The following is a 14,771-nucleotide window of genomic DNA, read 5'->3' as shown; positions in this document are numbered from 1 at the left end:
GAAAGCGGAGGTGAACGCGGGATGGCGGGGCCGGAACCCTCTCCCGCGAAGCGGGGGAGGGCAGGGAGGAGTGGTCGAGCGCCGCTGGTTTGGGAGCGCTTCACCGGCGCCCCCTCTGTCGGCTGGGCCGACATCTCCCGCGCTACGCGGGAGAGAGTTGCGCGCGCCTAGATCGGCTTGTTCTGCTCCAGAAACTCGCCCATCCGCACCAGCGCGCGCTGGATGTTCTCCGTCGAGTTGGCGTAGCTGAGCCGGATATAGCCCTCGCCATGCACGCCGAAGTCCGGGCCTCCAATGGTGGCGACGCCAGCCTTCTCGAGCAGCGCCGAGGCGAGCGGCTTGGCCTTCCAGCCCGTCTGGGCGATGTTCGGGAACGCGTAAAACGCGCCTTTCGGCGTCACGGCCGAGACGCCCGGCAAGGCGTTGAGCCCTTCCACCACCACGCGCCGGCGGCGGTCGAACTCGGCCACCATGTCGCGCACCGCGTCCTGCGGCCCGGTGAGCGCCGCCAGCCCGGCATACTGCGCCGAAGCGTTGACGCAGGAATAGGAGTTCACCGCGAGCTTGCGGGCCGCCTCGTAGAGCGGCTTCGGCCACACCGAGTAGCCCATGCGCCAGCCCGTCATCGCGTAGGTCTTGGACCAGCCGTCGAGCAGGATCAGCCGGTCGCGGATCTCCGGATAGGCGAGCAGCGTCTGGTGCTCCAGCCCGTCATAGGTCATCTGGGCGTAGATCTCGTCCGACATGATCGCGACGTCCGGGAACCGGGCGAGGCCGGCCACGAGCTTGTCGATCTCGGCCTTGGGGGTGACGCCGCCGGTCGGGTTGGCGGGCGAATTCAGGATCAGCAGGCGCGTACGCGGCGTGATCAACCCCAGCGTCTCCTCGGCCGAGAACGCGAAGCCGTTGCTCTCACGCATCGGCACCGGAACGGGCTTGGCGCCCGTGAACTCGATCATCGAGCGGTAGATCGGGAAGCCGGGGTCCGGATACAGGATCTCGGCGCCGGGCTCGCCGAACATCAGGATGGCCATGAACATCGTGACCTTGCCGCCCGGCACGATCAGCACCGAGTCCGGCGAGACATCGACGCCGAAGCGCTTGTGCAGGTCGGCCGACACGGCCTCGCGTAGCGGCTTGATGCCGGTCGCGGGCGTGTAGCCGTGATGCCCGTCGCGCAGCGCCTTGATGGCGGCCTCGACGATGTGCTCCGGGGTGCGGAAGTCCGGCTGGCCAATGCCGAGGTTGATGATGTCGCGCCCTTGCGCGGCGAGGTCGGTGGCCCGCGCCAGAACCGCGAAGGCGTTCTCCTCGCCGATGCGGCCAAAGGAGTCGGTGATGTGAAGGGTCATCGGCGTTGTCTCCCCCGGTGCGCATCTAGGCTGAGGCTTGCGCGTGCATGCATCACCGCGAGGCCAAGCGCAACAGTGCGCACACAGCCCCCCCGCTTCCGCCGCATGCATCGGGCGTTGATTTCCGTGCGCATTTGGGGCGATGCTGCCGCCGAAATCAAATCGGTTCGATCGGCGTCTGCAGTCGGTCAAACACGCGAAGTCATGGGAGAAGACGCGATGGCGGGCGACAATGGCCACAAGGGCAACGGCACGGGCGGCGCGCCGCTTTCGCAGGAGCCGCGCAACGGCGCGCATGCGCCCGCCAAGCACGACCAGTCCGTCACCACTGACGACGTGCCGGCCGAATCCGTGATGGAAGGCGCCAAGCGCCGCCTGCGCTCGCAGCTCTGGTTCGACAACCCCGAGAACCCGGGCATGACGGCGCTCTATCTCGAGCGCTACCTGAATTTCGGCCTGACTCGCGAAGAGCTGATGTCGGGCAAGCCGATCATCGGCATCGCGCAGACGGGCTCCGACCTATCGCCCTGCAATCGCCACCACCTCGATCTCGCCAAGCGCGTCCGCGAGGGCATCACGGCCGCGGGCGGCGTCGCCTTCGAGTTCCCGGTGCACCCGATCCAGGAAACCGGCAAGCGCCCAACCGCGTCGCTGGACCGCAACCTCGCCTATCTGGGCCTCGTCGAGATCCTCTACGGCTACCCGCTGGACGGCGTCGTGCTGACCACCGGCTGCGACAAGACCACCCCGGCCTGCATCATGGCGGCCGCCACCGTGAACATCCCGTCGATCGTATTGTCGGGCGGCCCGATGCTGAACGGCTGGTGGAAGGGGGAGCGCTCCGGCTCCGGCACCATCGTGTGGCAGTCGCGCGAGCGCCTCGCCACCGGCGAGATCGGCTACGAGGAGTTCATGGATATCGTGGCTTCGTCCGCCCCGTCGGTCGGCCACTGCAACACCATGGGCACCGCCTCCACGATGAACTCGCTGGCCGAGTCGCTCGGCATGAGCCTGCCGGGCTGCGCCGCCATCCCGGCGCCCTACCGCGAGCGCGGGCAGATTTCCTATGAGACCGGCAAGCGCATCGTCGACATGGTGTGGGAGGACCTGAAGCCCTCCGACATCCTCACCCGCGAGGCGTTCGAGAACACCATCGTGGTGAACTCGGCCATCGGCGGCTCCACCAATGCGCCCATCCACATCAACGCCATCGCGCGCCACATCGGCGTCGAACTCGACGTGTTCGACTGGCAGAAATACGGCCTGGAAGTGCCGCTGCTCGTGAACCTGCAGCCGGCCGGCTACTACCTGGGCGAGGAATACCACCGCGCCGGCGGCGTGCCGGCGGTCGTGAACGAGCTCATGAAGAAGGGCCTCATCCACGAAGGCGCCCTGACGGTGAACGGCAAGAGCATCGGCGACAATTGCCGCAACACCACCGTGCAGGACACGGACGTGATCTACCCGATCGAGAAGCCCATGCGGGTCAACGCCGGCTTCGTGGTGCTGAAGGGCAACCTCTTCGACAACGCCGTGATGAAGACCAGCGTGATCTCCGAGGAGTTCCGCAACCGCTACCTGTCCAACCCGAACGATCCCGAGGCCTTCGAGGGCCGCGCGATCGTGTTCGACGGGCCGGAGGACTATCATCACCGCATCGAGGACCCCTCGCTCGAGATCGACGAGAACTGCATGCTGTTCATGCGCGGCGCCGGCGCCATCGGTTATCCGGGCGCGGCCGAGGTCGTGAACATGCAGCCGCCGGCGGCGCTGATCAAAAAGGGCGTCCACGCCCTGCCGTGCATCGGCGATGGCCGGCAGTCCGGCACGTCGGGCTCGCCGTCTATCCTGAACGCCTCGCCCGAGGCGGCGGCGGGCGGCGGGCTCGCGATCCTGAAGACCGGCGACCGCGTCCGCATCGACCTGCGCAAGGGCACGGCCGACATCCTCATCTCGGCCGAGGAGCTGAACCAGCGCCGCGCCGAACTGCAGGCGCATGGCGGCTACAAGTCGCCGGCCAGCCAGACGCCCTGGCAGGAGATCCAGCGCGGCATGGTGGACCAGCTCGGCTCCGGCATGGTGCTGAAGCCGGCCGTGAAATACCAGAAGGTCGCCCAGAGCATGGGCGTCCCGCGGGATAACCACTAAGGCGTCATTGATCGCGTTCCCTCTCCCGCCTCGCGGGAGAGGGGCAGGGGTGAGGGTGTTTCCGCATCTGCGAATTCACCCAGACGCTTCCGCCGATGACGCATCCAGGCTCCCTGCCGCCCTCACCCCTGCCCCTCTCCCGCCTGCGGGAGAGGGAGAGATTGAGTCCATGCACCAGCCAGACTCCGTTCCAGCACCCGCCTCCGGCCTCCCGATCGGCCCCGAGGTGGACACCCATCCGGCGCCCCGCCCGGAGCGGCGCACGCTCGCGGGGCGCTTCGTCGATCTCGTCCCGCTCGATCCTGCGGCGCACACGCATTCGCTCTGGGCCGAGTCCCACGGCGCCGGCAAGGACGCCATCTGGCGGTACCTGTTCGAGCCGCCCTTCCCGGATTTCGACAGCTTCAAGGCGCACATCGAGCGCAAGGCCGCGTCCGAGGACCCGCTGTTCTTCGCCATCGTCGACAAGGCGACCGGCAAGGCGGTCGGCTACGAGACCCTGATGCGCATAGACACGGCCCACCGGGTGATCGAGGTCGGCAACATCATGTACGGGGCCAGCCTGCAAAGGACGCCCGGCGGCACCGAGGCGCAGTATTTGCTGGCCCGCTACGTCTTCGACGATCTCGGTTACCGCCGCTTCGAGTGGAAGTGCAACGCCCTGAACGCGCCGTCCCGCCGCGCCGCCGAGCGCTTCGGGTTCACTTTCGAGGGCGTGTTCCGGCAGCACATGATCGTGCAGGGCCGCAGCCGCGACACGGCGTGGTTCTCGATGCTCGACAGCGAGTGGCCCTCCCGCAAGGCGACTTTCGAGCGCTGGCTGGCGCCGGAAAACTTCGATGCCGACGGCCGGCAGCGCCAAAGCCTCGCTGCGCTGCGGGGAAGCGGCGCGTGAACGATCTCGTCGGCATGCGGCGCGGGACGCCGGACGATCTCGATGCGCTCGTCGCGCTGCAGCACGCCGCCTATGCGCCGAACCGGGCCTTGCTCGGCGTCGAGCCGATCCCGTTGCAGGCCGACTACGCGGCCGTGCTGCGCGACTGGGAAGTCTGGCTGGTCGACGGTCCGGATGGCCTCGCCGGCGCGCTCATCGTCGAGCCCCGCGCGGACGACCTGCTGATCTGGAGCGTGGCGGCCGACCCGAGCGCCCAACGCGGCGGAACCGGCGCCCGGATGCTCGCGGCCGCCGAGGAGCGCGCGCGCCAGCTCGGCCGCAAGACGATCCGCCTCTATACCGGCCAGGCGCTCACCCACAACGTGGCCTGGTACAGCCGCAAGGGCTACCGGGTCGAAGCCGTCGAGCAGATGCCCGACCGCGCCATCGTCCACATGGTCAAGACCGACTTCTGGAACTGAGGGAGAGAACGCAATGGCCAAGAGGCTGCAAGGCAAGGTCGCGGTCGTCACCGCCGCCGGACAGGGCATCGGGCGCGCGATCGCGGAGGCCTATGTGGCCGAAGGCGCCACCGTGTGGGCGACCGACCTCGACGTCGCCAAGCTGGACGGGCTCGCCCGCGCCAAACGCCGCAAGCTGGACGTGCTGTCGGACAAGCAGGTCGCCAACTTCGCCGAGAAGGTGGGCCCCATCGACATCCTGTGCAACGCCGCCGGCTACGTGCACCACGGCACCATCCTGGAATGCGACGACAAGGCCTGGGACTTCTCGTTCGACCTCAATGTCCGGTCCATGCACCGCCTGATCAAGGCCTTCCTCCCCGGCATGCTCGAGAAGGGCGCGGGCTCCATCGTCAACATCGCGTCCGGCGCCGGCTCGGTGCGCGGCATCCCGAACCGCTATGTCTACGGAACCACCAAGGCTGCCGTGATCGGCCTAACCAAGGCGGTCGCGGCGGACTTCATCCGCAAAGGTGTCCGCGCCAACGCGATCTGCCCGGGCACCATCGAAAGCCCCTCGCTCGACCAGCGCATCGAGACGCTCGCGAAGGAGACCAAGCAGCCGGTCGAGAAGGTCCGGCAGGCCTTCGTCGACCGCCAGCCGATCGGCCGGCTCGGCAAGCCCGAGGAGATCGCCGCCATGGCGGTTTATCTCGCGGGCGACGAGAGCTCCTACACGACGGGCCAGATCTTCCTGGTCGACGGCGGCTTCGCGCTTTAGCCGCCCTGCCGTCATTGCGAGCGGAGCGAAGCAGTGACGGGATAACTGGCGGCGATCTCTCCGCCGTCATCCCCGGCGGCGCGCAGCGCCGGGAAGGGGATCCAGGGGTGAGCGCGGCGGCTCTGGATCCCCTTCCCCTTCGCGGCTGCGCCGCTCCGGCCGGGGATGACGGCGAGATCGCGGATTTGATGATGACGGCCAGATGGCCGCGCAAAAGCACACGAACACGGGAGGAACCCCCATGCACATCCTCATCATCGGCGCGGCCGGCATGGTCGGGCGCAAGCTCACCGAGCGGCTGGTGCGCGACGGCAAGCTGGCCGGCAAACCCATCACCAAGGCGACCCTGCACGACGTGATCGAGCCCACGGCTCCGGCGAATGCGCCGTTCGCCGTGACCACGCTGGCGTCGGACTTCTCGATGCCGGGCGAGGCCGAGAAGCTGGTGGCCGGCAAGCCCGACATCGTGTTCCACCTCGCCGCCATCGTGTCCGGCGAGGCCGAGCAGGAGTTCGACAAGGGCTACCGCATCAACCTCACGGGCAGCTGGAACCTGTTCGAGGCCATCCGCCAGCTCAACATGGGCAGCGGCGGCGCCTACAAGCCGCGCGTGGTGTTCACCTCGTCGATCGCGGTGTTTGGCGCGCCGTTCCCGGACAAGATCACGGACGAGTTCTTCACCACGCCGCTCACCTCCTACGGGACGCAGAAGGCCGTCGGCGAATTGCTGCTGGCCGACTACACCCGCAAGGGGTTCCTGGACGGCGTCGGCATCCGCCTGCCCACCATCTGCGTGCGGCCCGGCAAGCCCAACAAGGCCGCGTCCGGCTTCTTCTCCAACATCATCCGCGAGCCGCTGGCCGGCCAGGAGGCGGTGCTGCCGGTCTCCGAGGACGTGCGCCACTGGCACGCCTCGCCGCGCTCGGCCGTGGGCTTCCTGGTGCACGCGGCCGAGATCGACGGCGAAAAGATCGGCCCGCGCCGCAACCTCAGCATGCCGGGCCTCTCCTGCACGGTCGGCGAGCAGATCGAGGCGCTGCGCCGCGTGGCGGGCGACAAGGTCGTGGCCAGGATCAAGCGCGAGCCCGACGCCGCCATCAACAAGATCGTGTCCGGCTGGGCGCGGGAGCTCGACCCGAGCCGGGCCGTGGCGCTCGGCTTCAAGGCCGAAAGCAGCTTCGACGAGATCATCCGCGTGCACATTGAGGATGAGCTGGGCGGCAAGATCGCCTGACATCAAGACGCTGGCGCGGCCCCCTCTCCCTGGAACAGGGAGAGGGCTGGGGTGAGGGCGGCGTCGCCAGGCTGCAGGGTGACGGTCGTGAGCTCCAGGCCGAAGGCCCTCACCCTGTCCCTCTCCCCGTGCCGGGGAGAGGGGACGCTCACGGCCTTACTGCTTCTTCAAGAACAGCTGCGCGCCGCTGGGTGGGTCTTTCTGCCAGCCGCCGTCCGGCATCACCGAGAAACCCTGCTCGTGGCCTTTCTTGGCGACGAGGTAGAGGCGGCCATTGCCGGTGTGCCACGCGATGGGCTCGAAGATCTTCAGGCCCGAGTCGATGCAGCCGCCCGAGAGTTGCGCGCCGTAGAGACCGGCCTTGCGGGCCGGCTTCATCGTGAGATCGATTGAGCAGAGCGGCTTGTTCTTTTCGCGCGCGACCCCGTAGAGGCCCGCGAGGCTCTGCGGCGTCACGTTGGGGGACACGGAGGCGGGCGGCGGAGGGGGCGGCGGCACGCCGGCGCCGGCCTTGGGCGCGGGCGTGGCGGCCGGGCCCGTGGCGGCGCGCGCCGGCTCGGCCGCGGGCGCACGCGCATTGCCGACCGGCTTCAGCGTCAGGCCGTCCGTCGACGCCACGTAGCCGGGGCCAGCGGCCTCACGCTCGAACGTCACCAGCACCTTCCCGGCCGAATCCACGATGGTGACGATGGAGCCGCTCAGGTTCCAGCCGGCCGCTTGCGCGAGCAGCGGCAGCGCCACCCGGCACGCCGGCGGCGAGCCGAGCTGGTAGCCATGGAGGCCGCTCTCGGACCCCAGATGCACCCGGCAGTTGCGCGCGGTCTTGGGATTGGACAATTCCCAGGTCCCGGACATCACCGCGACGCCGTTCGCCTGCGCGCTGGCGGTCGCCGGCAGCAAGAGCGACCCGCACGCCCCGAAGACTGCAAGCGCTAACGCCAGCAGCGCCCGGCGCTTCGCCGTCCCGTTCACAACCGCCGTCATCCGCATCCGCATCACTCCCAGCCGCGCCTCAGCCTCTCCCTGCCATGTACCCGTTAAACGGGTCGCGCTCAATCCGACAAGGATCGAGCGCGACAGGATCAGGCGTAAAACGGAGGCTGCGAGGCCTCAGCCCTTGGGCGGCCAGGGCGTCTCGGCCACGGGCGTGAGCGGGCCCTTGCCGGACAGGAACGACGTGATGTTGTCGACCACCAGCTGGCCCATGAGGCCGCGCGTGTGGTGCGAGGCGGAGCCGACATGCGGCAGCAGCACCACGTGGTCCATGGCGATCAGCTCGGCCGGGACGTGCGGCTCCTTCTCGAACACGTCGAGCCCGGCGCTGGCGATCACCTTGTTCTGCAGGGCGCTGATCAACGCGCCCTCGTCCACCACCGAGCCGCGGCCGATATTGATCAGCACGCCCTTCGGACCCAGGGCGCGCAGCACCTCGGCGTCGATGATGTGGAACGTGCTGTCGCCGCCCGGCGCCACGCTGATCAGGATGTCGCAGGCCTCCGCCATGCCGACCAGGGTCGGATAATAGGGGTAGGCCACGTCCTTCTGCTGCGAGCGGCCGTGATACACGATCTTCAGCCCGAACGCCTCGCAGCGCTTGGCGATGGCCTTGCCGATGCGCCCGAGCGCCAGGATGCCAACGGTCTTGCCCGCCAGCGTGTTGTGGGTGAGCGGATAGGCGCCCTGCTTCTCCCAATGCCCGGCGCGCAGGTAGCGCTCGGAGGCAGAGAGCTCGCGCACCGTCATCAGCAGCAGGCCGAGGCACGTGTCGGCCACTTCCTCGGTGAGCACGTCAGGCGTGTTGGTGACCACGATGCCGTGCTGGCCCGCCCAGGCGGCGTCCACCGAATCGTAGCCGACGCCGAAATTCGCCACGAGTTCGAGCTTGGGCAGCTTGGCCATCAGGCTCGCGTCGGTCTTGACGTGGCCGCCCGTCGCGACGGCCCGGATACGGGGTCCGACCTCGGCCAGCAAGGCGTCCCGGTCGGCCGCCTCGTGCAGCTTGTGGAGCGTGAAGCGGCTTTCCAGCTGCTCCATCACGAGCGGCATCATGCGGCCGGTGACCAGTACCTCGTTGCTCTTCACGACATCCTCCCGCGCCCCCTGCGGGGCGTTCTTCCCGGCCGATCCGCCGGGCTTGACCAAAGAAACGGCAGTTCACACCGGGCGTGAGATAAATTCAATCGATTGATGTGCAGTAAACAGCCCGTCCTTGATTTCCGTGCACCGCATGCAATGATGCCGCCGCGCGCGTTGCGGGGCAAGCCTCTACGGCTGCCCGCGGCGCAAACGAAGAAACGCTCGCCGACACGTTGGCTCAGTCCCGTGGCGAGACAGGGAGGACTATATGGCGTCCGTGGAAATCCGCGACGTGCGGAAGGCGTTCGGCTCGACCCAGGTCATTCATGGGGTAAACATCGAGATCGAGGACGGCGAGTTCGTGATTCTCGTTGGGCCGTCCGGCTGCGGCAAGTCGACCTTGCTGCGCATGATTGCCGGCCTCGAGAACATCAGCGGCGGCGAAGTTCGCATCGGCGACCGCGTCGTCAACGACGTCCCGCCGAAAGAGCGCGACATCGCGATGGTGTTCCAGAACTACGCGCTCTACCCGCACATGACGGTAGCCGACAACATGGCCTTCTCGATGAAGCTGCGGAATGCGCCCAAGCCCGAGATCGAGCAGCGCGTCAGCAAGGCGGCCGGCATTCTCGGCCTCGAGAAGCTGCTGGACCGCTATCCCCGGCAGCTCTCCGGCGGCCAGCGCCAGCGCGTCGCCATGGGCCGCGCCATCGTGCGCGACCCGCAGGTGTTCCTGTTCGACGAGCCGCTCTCCAACCTCGACGCCAAGCTGCGCGTGCAGATGCGCACCGAGATCAAGGAGCTGCACCAGCGGCTCAAGACCACCACCGTCTACGTGACGCATGACCAGATCGAAGCCATGACGATGGCCGACAAGATCGTCGTGATGCATGACGGCATCGTCGAGCAGATGGGCGCCCCGCTGGAGCTCTATGACCGCCCGGCCAACCTGTTCGTCGCCGGCTTCATCGGCTCGCCCTCCATGAACTTCGTAAAGGGCAAGATCCGCGCGGGCTCGCAGCCGAGCTTCGAGGCGGACACCGGCGGCGTCTACCCGCTGAACACGGCTCCGGCCGGCTCGGACGGCATGCCGGTCGTCTACGGCATCCGCCCCGAGCACTTCCAGCTCGCCGACAACGGCCTGCCGGCCGAGGTGGTCGTTGTGGAGCCGACCGGGTCCGAGACCCAGGTCGTCGCCAAGATCGGCACGCAGGAGCTGGTCTGCATCTTCCGCGAGCGCATCACCGCCAAGCCGGGCGAGACGATCCGGATCGCGCCGGATCCGAACCTCGTCCACGTGTTCGACGCCCAATCGGGCGCCCGGATCAGCTGATTTTCCGCCGCGCGCGCCGAGAGGTTCGCGCGGCGTTTTGCTTGAGGGCGACGGCGGAAAATCTCGCGCCGAGCCCAAAGACGCCGGGTCGCCGGCCAAACGGAAGACCGCACGAAGCGGCTCAAAAAAATCGCCAAAGGGAAGGAAAACCAATGTCCGCATTCAATCGCCGTTCGCTGATCAAGGGGGGCGCCGCGCTCGGCGCCATGGGGGCCGCCGGCCTCCTGGATTTCGCCAAGGCCTGGGCTCAGACCAACCAGTGGAAGCCGGAAGCCGGCGCCTCGCTGAACATGCTGCGCTGGAAGCGCTTCGTGGAGGCCGAGGACAAGCAGTTCATGGCCATGATCGAAGCCTTCACCAAGGCGACGGGCGTCAAGGTCAATATCTCCAACGAGAGCTTTGACGATATCCAGCCGAAGGCCTCCGTGGCGGCCAACACCGGCCAGGGCCCGGATCTCGTCTGGGGCCTCTTCTCGCTGCCGCAGCTCTTCCCGGCCAAGTGCCTGCCGGTCGAGGACGTCGCGGACTATCTCGGCAAGAAATACGGCGGCTGGGTGCCGGCCGCGCAGGCCTACGGCCAGTTCCAGGGCAAGTGGGTCGCCATCCCGGTGGCGTTCAACGGCGGCTACATCAACTACCGCATTTCGTCGATGAACAAGTCCGGCTTCAAGGAATTCCCCAAGGACACGGGCGGCTTCCTCGAGCTCTGCAAGGCCATGAAGGCCAACAACTTCCCGGTCGGCTTCGCCCTCGGCCACGCCACCGGAGACGGCAACTCCTGGTGCCATTGGGCGCTCTGGTCGCATGGCGGCTACCTGGTCGACAAGGACGACAAGGTCATCCTGAACTCGCCCGAGACCGCCAAGGCGCTCGAATACGTGAAGGCGCTCTACGACACCTTCACGCCCGGCACGGCCTCCTGGAACGACTCGTCCAACAACAAGGCCTTCCTTTCGGGGGACGTGCACCTCACCGGCAACGGCATCTCGATCTACGCCGCCGCCAACGCGCAGGGCATGAAGGCCATCGCGGAAGACATGAACCACGCGCAGTGGCCGATCGGGCCGGTCGGCAAGCCGACCGAGTTCCAGCTCGCCTTCCCGCTGCTGGCGTTCAACTTCACCAAGTACCCGCAGGCCTGCAAGGCCCTGATGGCCTACATGCTGGAGGCCGAGAACTACAATCCGTGGCTCGAGGCGGCGGCCGGCTACCTCACCCACCCGCTCAACGCCTATGACAACAACCCGGTCTGGACCAAGGACCCGAAGAACACCGTGTTCCGTGACGCCGCCAAGCGCACGCTCACGGCCGGCGGCGTCGGCTCCATCGGCGAAAAGGCCGCGGCCGCGCTAGCGGACTTCATCGTGGTCGACATGTTCGCCAACTACTGCACGGGCCGCGAGGACCTGAAGGGTTCCATCCGCGTGGCCGAGCGGCAGGCGCAGCGGCTGTTCCGCTGAGGCGCTCGCGCGCCGGCCTGACGCCATGCGCGGCATGATCCTGGCGGCGGGCGGAATGCGGCGGGTCGGAGGACCCGGCGCGTTCCGGCCCGCCGTGCGGGACGATCGAGCGTCCGTACCCGAGGCGACCAGCCCAGAAGCGGCTTGCCGACCCCACGGAGAACACAAGTATGAGCGACAGCGTGGCTGGCCGCGTTCCGGCCCCGGCCGTCCGTCACCCGACATGGTGGGACAGGCTTCGCATCAACCGCAATTGGCTGGGTTTCTGGTTCATGGCGCCCGCCGCCGCGATCCTGATCCTGTTTCTGGCCTTCCCGCTGGCGAAAGGCGTGTGGCTGTCCTTCACGGACGCCAAGATCGGCCGTTCCGGCGTCTTTATCGGCCTGGAGAACTACGAGTGGCTCGGCCTGCCCTGGTGGCGGGACTCGGACGGCGTGTTCTGGCTCTCGGTGTTCAACACGCTCGTCTACACGATCGTGGCCTCGCTGGTGAAATTCGTGGTCGGCCTCTATTTGGCGATCCTGCTCAACCAGAACCTGCCCTTCAAGGCGGCCATCCGCTCCATCGTGCTGATCCCTTTCGTGGTGCCGACGGTGCTCTCCGCCATCGCGTTCTGGTGGATCTTCGACTCGCAGTTCTCGATCATTTCCTGGTCGCTGCGACACCTCGGGATCATCGACTACAACATCAACTTCCTTGGCGACCCCAACAACGCCCGCGCGTCGCTGATCTTCGCCAATATCTGGCGCGGCGTGCCCTTTATCGCGATCACGCTGCTGGCCGGGCTGCAGACCGTGTCTCCCTCGCTCTACGAGGCGGCGACGCTGGATGGCGCGAGCAAGTGGCAGAACTTCCGCTTCGTCACCTTCCCGCTGCTCACGCCCATCATCGCGGTGGTGATGACCTTCTCGGTGCTGTTCACCTTCACGGACTTCCAGCTCATCTGGGCGATGACGCGCGGCGGCCCGGTGAACTCCACCCACCTCATGGCGACGCTCTCCTACCAGCGCGCGATCCTGGCCGGAAACCTCGGCGAAGGCGCCGCCATCGCGACCGCCATGGTGCCGTTCCTGCTCTTCGCCATCATGGTCTCGTGGTTCGGCCTGCAGAGCCGCAAATGGCAACAGGGAGGCGAGGACTCATGAGCGCCGCCCCCATGCCTTTCATCCATTTCCCCGAGCTCCGAGGCGGCCATGACTGAAACAGCCGTGAACGTCGCCACCCGCGCCCCCCTGACGGACGACCGGGAGGGCATGACTTACCTGGACTCCACCAAGCGCAAGCTGGTGACCGTCTACCTGCCGCTCGCGCTCATCATGATCGTGCTGATCTTCCCGTTCTACTGGATGGTGATCACCGCCATCAAACCGGACGAGCAGCTGATCGACATGGAGAGATTCAACCCCTTCTTCGTCGTCAAGCCGACGCTCAAGCACATCAACAAGCTGCTGTTCGAGAGCAACTACCCGACCTGGCTCTGGAACACGATGTACGTGTCCGTGCTGGCGACCTTCCTGTCGCTGATCGCCAGCGTGATGGCCGCCTACGCGATCGTGCGCATCCGCTACCGCTACGCCCAGTGGGTCGGCGCGGCGATCTTCCTCGCCTATCTGGTGCCGCCCTCGATCCTCTTCATCCCGCTGGCGACCATCATCCAGGCCTATGGGCTTTTCGACAGCCCGATGGCGCTGGTGCTGTGCTACCCGACCATCCTGATCCCGTTCAGCACCTGGCTGCTGATGGGCTACTTCAAGACGATCCCGTACGAGCTCGAGGAATGCGCCCTGATCGACGGCGCGACGCGCATGCAGATCCTCACCAAGATCATCCTGCCGCTGGCCGTGCCGGGGCTTATCTCGGCCGGCATCTTCTCGCTGACGCTGTGCTGGAACGAGTTCATCTACGCGCTCACCTTCCTGTCCTCGACCTCCAACAAGACCGTGCCGGTCGCGATCGTGAGCGAGTTCGTGGATGGCGACATCTATCGCTGGGGCTCGCTGATGGCGGGCGCCCTGGTCGGCTCGCTGCCGCTGGTGATCCTGTACTCGTTCTTCGTCGAGCACTACGTCTCGGCCATGACGGGCGCGGTGAAGGAGTAAACGGATGATCGTCGGATTCGTCGGCCTCGGCGCCATGGGGCTTCCCATGGCGCAAAACCTCGTGAAGCGGCAGTTCCGCGTGCGCGGCTTTGACATGCGGCGCGAGGCCGTTGAGGCGCTGGAAGGCGCCGGCGGCATGCCGGCCGGCTCCGCCCGCGAGGCGGCCCAAGGCGCGGACGCGCTCGTCCTCATGGTGGTGAACGCCGCCCAGGCCGAGAGCGTGCTGTTCGACGCCGGCGCGCTGGAGGCGCTCGCCCCGGGCGCCACCGTGATCCTGATGGCGACCTGCCCGCCGGCCGCCGCCAAGGCGGTTGCCGACCGGGTGGCGGCCACCGGCCGCTCCTTCGTGGACGCGCCGGTCTCAGGCGGCGTGGTCGGAGCTACGGCCGGGACGCTCACCATCATGGCGGCGGCGCAGCAGGCCGTGTTCGACGGCGCGAAGCCGCTGCTCTCCGCCCTGGGGGACAAGCTGTTCCATGTCGGCCAGGAGCCCGGGCAGGGCTCCGCGGTGAAGACCGTGAACCAGCTCATGTGCGGCGTCCACATCGCGGCCGCCGCCGAGGCGCTGGCGCTCGCCGAGAAGGCCGGCATCGACGGCAAGATCTTTCTGGAGATCCTGGGCGGCTCGGCCGCCTCGAGCTGGATGCTGAAGGACCGCGGCCCGCGCATGCTGGAAGACGAGCCGCGCGTCACCAGCGCGGTGGACATCTTCGTCAAGGACCTCGGCATCGTGCTGGACGCCGGCCGCGCCTCCAAGAGCGCCACCCCGCTCGCCGCGCTGGCGCACCAGCTCTTTCTGTCCGCCTCCGCGCAGGGGCTGGGCGGGCAAGACGACAGTCAGGTGGTCGAGGTTTATCGGGCGATGGCGGGGCTGAAGTAGCCGCAGCCTCAACAACCTGGTTGGGGGAGGCTCACTCTCTCCGTCATCCCCGGCGGCGCGTAGCGCCGGGAAG

General features: G+C 67.6%; 13 protein-coding genes. 10 read left to right on the top strand and 3 right to left on the bottom strand.

Features of this window, described 5'->3' with window-relative positions:
• Window positions 1–167: 167 nt before the first annotated feature.
• On the bottom strand, window positions 168–1,352 hold the full coding sequence (locus tag AC1DSZ_RS22560; protein ID WP_476840561.1) for a pyridoxal phosphate-dependent aminotransferase: 1,185 nt from the start codon (window positions 1,350–1,352) through the stop codon (window positions 168–170).
• 219 nt (window positions 1,353–1,571) lie between these two features.
• On the opposite strand from AC1DSZ_RS22560, the gene AC1DSZ_RS22555 reads away from it, so the two are divergent.
• The 5 genes from AC1DSZ_RS22555 (at window position 1,572) to denD (ending at window position 6,850) form a co-directional block, all read left to right on the top strand.
• On the top strand, window positions 1,572–3,500 hold the full coding sequence (locus AC1DSZ_RS22555; RefSeq protein WP_476840560.1) for an IlvD/Edd family dehydratase: 1,929 nt from the start codon (window positions 1,572–1,574) through the stop codon (window positions 3,498–3,500).
• A gap of 169 nt (window positions 3,501–3,669) precedes the next feature.
• Complete coding sequence (locus AC1DSZ_RS22550) at window positions 3,670–4,395, top strand: GNAT family N-acetyltransferase (protein ID WP_476840559.1); 726 nt, start codon at window positions 3,670–3,672, stop codon at window positions 4,393–4,395.
• Window positions 4,392–4,856 (top strand): GNAT family N-acetyltransferase, encoded by a 465-nt coding sequence (locus tag AC1DSZ_RS22545; protein WP_476840558.1) that lies wholly within the window; start codon window positions 4,392–4,394, stop codon window positions 4,854–4,856. The genes AC1DSZ_RS22550 and AC1DSZ_RS22545 overlap by 4 nt, the downstream gene beginning before the upstream one ends.
• A 13-nt stretch (window positions 4,857–4,869) precedes the next feature.
• Window positions 4,870–5,616, top strand: coding sequence for an SDR family oxidoreductase (locus AC1DSZ_RS22540; protein ID WP_476840557.1), 747 nt, complete (start codon window positions 4,870–4,872; stop codon window positions 5,614–5,616).
• A gap of 241 nt (window positions 5,617–5,857) precedes the next feature.
• Window positions 5,858–6,850 (top strand): D-erythronate dehydrogenase, encoded by a 993-nt coding sequence (gene denD / locus AC1DSZ_RS22535; protein ID WP_476840556.1) that lies wholly within the window; start codon window positions 5,858–5,860, stop codon window positions 6,848–6,850.
• Window positions 6,851–7,006: 156 nt separating this feature from the next.
• Here denD and AC1DSZ_RS22530 read toward each other — a convergent pair whose 3' ends face one another.
• Both AC1DSZ_RS22530 and AC1DSZ_RS22525 read right to left on the bottom strand, forming a co-directional pair.
• A complete protein-coding gene (locus AC1DSZ_RS22530) occupies window positions 7,007–7,840 on the bottom strand; it encodes an AprI/Inh family metalloprotease inhibitor (RefSeq protein WP_476840555.1) in 834 nt (277 codons plus the stop codon).
• A gap of 120 nt (window positions 7,841–7,960) precedes the next feature.
• Window positions 7,961–8,932, bottom strand: coding sequence for a 2-hydroxyacid dehydrogenase (locus tag AC1DSZ_RS22525; RefSeq protein ID WP_476840554.1), 972 nt, complete (start codon window positions 8,930–8,932; stop codon window positions 7,961–7,963).
• 262 nt (window positions 8,933–9,194) lie between these two features.
• Between AC1DSZ_RS22525 and AC1DSZ_RS22520 the strand changes: the two genes are divergently transcribed.
• The 5 genes from AC1DSZ_RS22520 to AC1DSZ_RS22500 all read left to right on the top strand — a co-directional run bounded on the left by AC1DSZ_RS22520 (window position 9,195) and on the right by AC1DSZ_RS22500 (window position 14,698).
• Window positions 9,195–10,259, top strand: a complete 1,065-nt coding sequence (locus AC1DSZ_RS22520; protein WP_476840553.1) for an ABC transporter ATP-binding protein — start codon at window positions 9,195–9,197, stop codon at window positions 10,257–10,259.
• Between the two features lie 152 nt (window positions 10,260–10,411).
• Window positions 10,412–11,719, top strand: coding sequence for an ABC transporter substrate-binding protein (locus tag AC1DSZ_RS22515; protein WP_476840552.1), 1,308 nt, complete (start codon window positions 10,412–10,414; stop codon window positions 11,717–11,719).
• A gap of 170 nt (window positions 11,720–11,889) precedes the next feature.
• Entirely contained in the window at window positions 11,890–12,864 is a 975-nt protein-coding gene (locus AC1DSZ_RS22510) for a carbohydrate ABC transporter permease (protein WP_476840551.1), read from the top strand.
• A gap of 48 nt (window positions 12,865–12,912) precedes the next feature.
• Window positions 12,913–13,818: a carbohydrate ABC transporter permease gene (locus tag AC1DSZ_RS22505; protein WP_476840550.1), complete on the top strand. Its 906-nt coding sequence runs from the start codon at window positions 12,913–12,915 to the stop codon at window positions 13,816–13,818.
• Window positions 13,819–13,822: 4 nt separating this feature from the next.
• Window positions 13,823–14,698, top strand: a complete 876-nt coding sequence (locus tag AC1DSZ_RS22500; protein WP_476840549.1) for an NAD(P)-dependent oxidoreductase — start codon at window positions 13,823–13,825, stop codon at window positions 14,696–14,698.
• Window positions 14,699–14,771: the final 73 nt, after the last annotated feature.

Source organism: Alsobacter sp. P4_H11 (assembly GCF_056400925.1).
This window is presented reverse-complemented; position numbering and strand designations above follow the sequence as displayed.

Bases quoted from the DNA above. Each gene is read 5' to 3' on its own strand.
- AC1DSZ_RS22500 (WP_476840549.1), top strand. From the start codon at position 13,823: ATGATCGTCGGATTCGTCGGCCTCGGCGCCATGGGGCTTCCCATGGCG.
- AC1DSZ_RS22510 (WP_476840551.1), top strand. From the start codon at position 11,890: ATGAGCGACAGCGTGGCTGGCCGCGTTCCGGCCCCGGCCGTCCGTCAC.
- AC1DSZ_RS22515 (WP_476840552.1), top strand. From the start codon at position 10,412: ATGTCCGCATTCAATCGCCGTTCGCTGATCAAGGGGGGCGCCGCGCTC.
- AC1DSZ_RS22540 (WP_476840557.1), top strand. From the start codon at position 4,870: ATGGCCAAGAGGCTGCAAGGCAAGGTCGCGGTCGTCACCGCCGCCGGA.
- AC1DSZ_RS22550 (WP_476840559.1), top strand. From the start codon at position 3,670: ATGCACCAGCCAGACTCCGTTCCAGCACCCGCCTCCGGCCTCCCGATC.
- AC1DSZ_RS22505 (WP_476840550.1), top strand. From the start codon at position 12,913: ATGACTGAAACAGCCGTGAACGTCGCCACCCGCGCCCCCCTGACGGAC.
- AC1DSZ_RS22520 (WP_476840553.1), top strand. From the start codon at position 9,195: ATGGCGTCCGTGGAAATCCGCGACGTGCGGAAGGCGTTCGGCTCGACC.
- denD (WP_476840556.1), top strand. From the start codon at position 5,858: ATGCACATCCTCATCATCGGCGCGGCCGGCATGGTCGGGCGCAAGCTC.
- AC1DSZ_RS22530 (WP_476840555.1), bottom strand. From the start codon at position 7,840: ATGCGGATGACGGCGGTTGTGAACGGGACGGCGAAGCGCCGGGCGCTG.
- AC1DSZ_RS22555 (WP_476840560.1), top strand. From the start codon at position 1,572: ATGGCGGGCGACAATGGCCACAAGGGCAACGGCACGGGCGGCGCGCCG.
- AC1DSZ_RS22560 (WP_476840561.1), bottom strand. From the start codon at position 1,352: ATGACCCTTCACATCACCGACTCCTTTGGCCGCATCGGCGAGGAGAAC.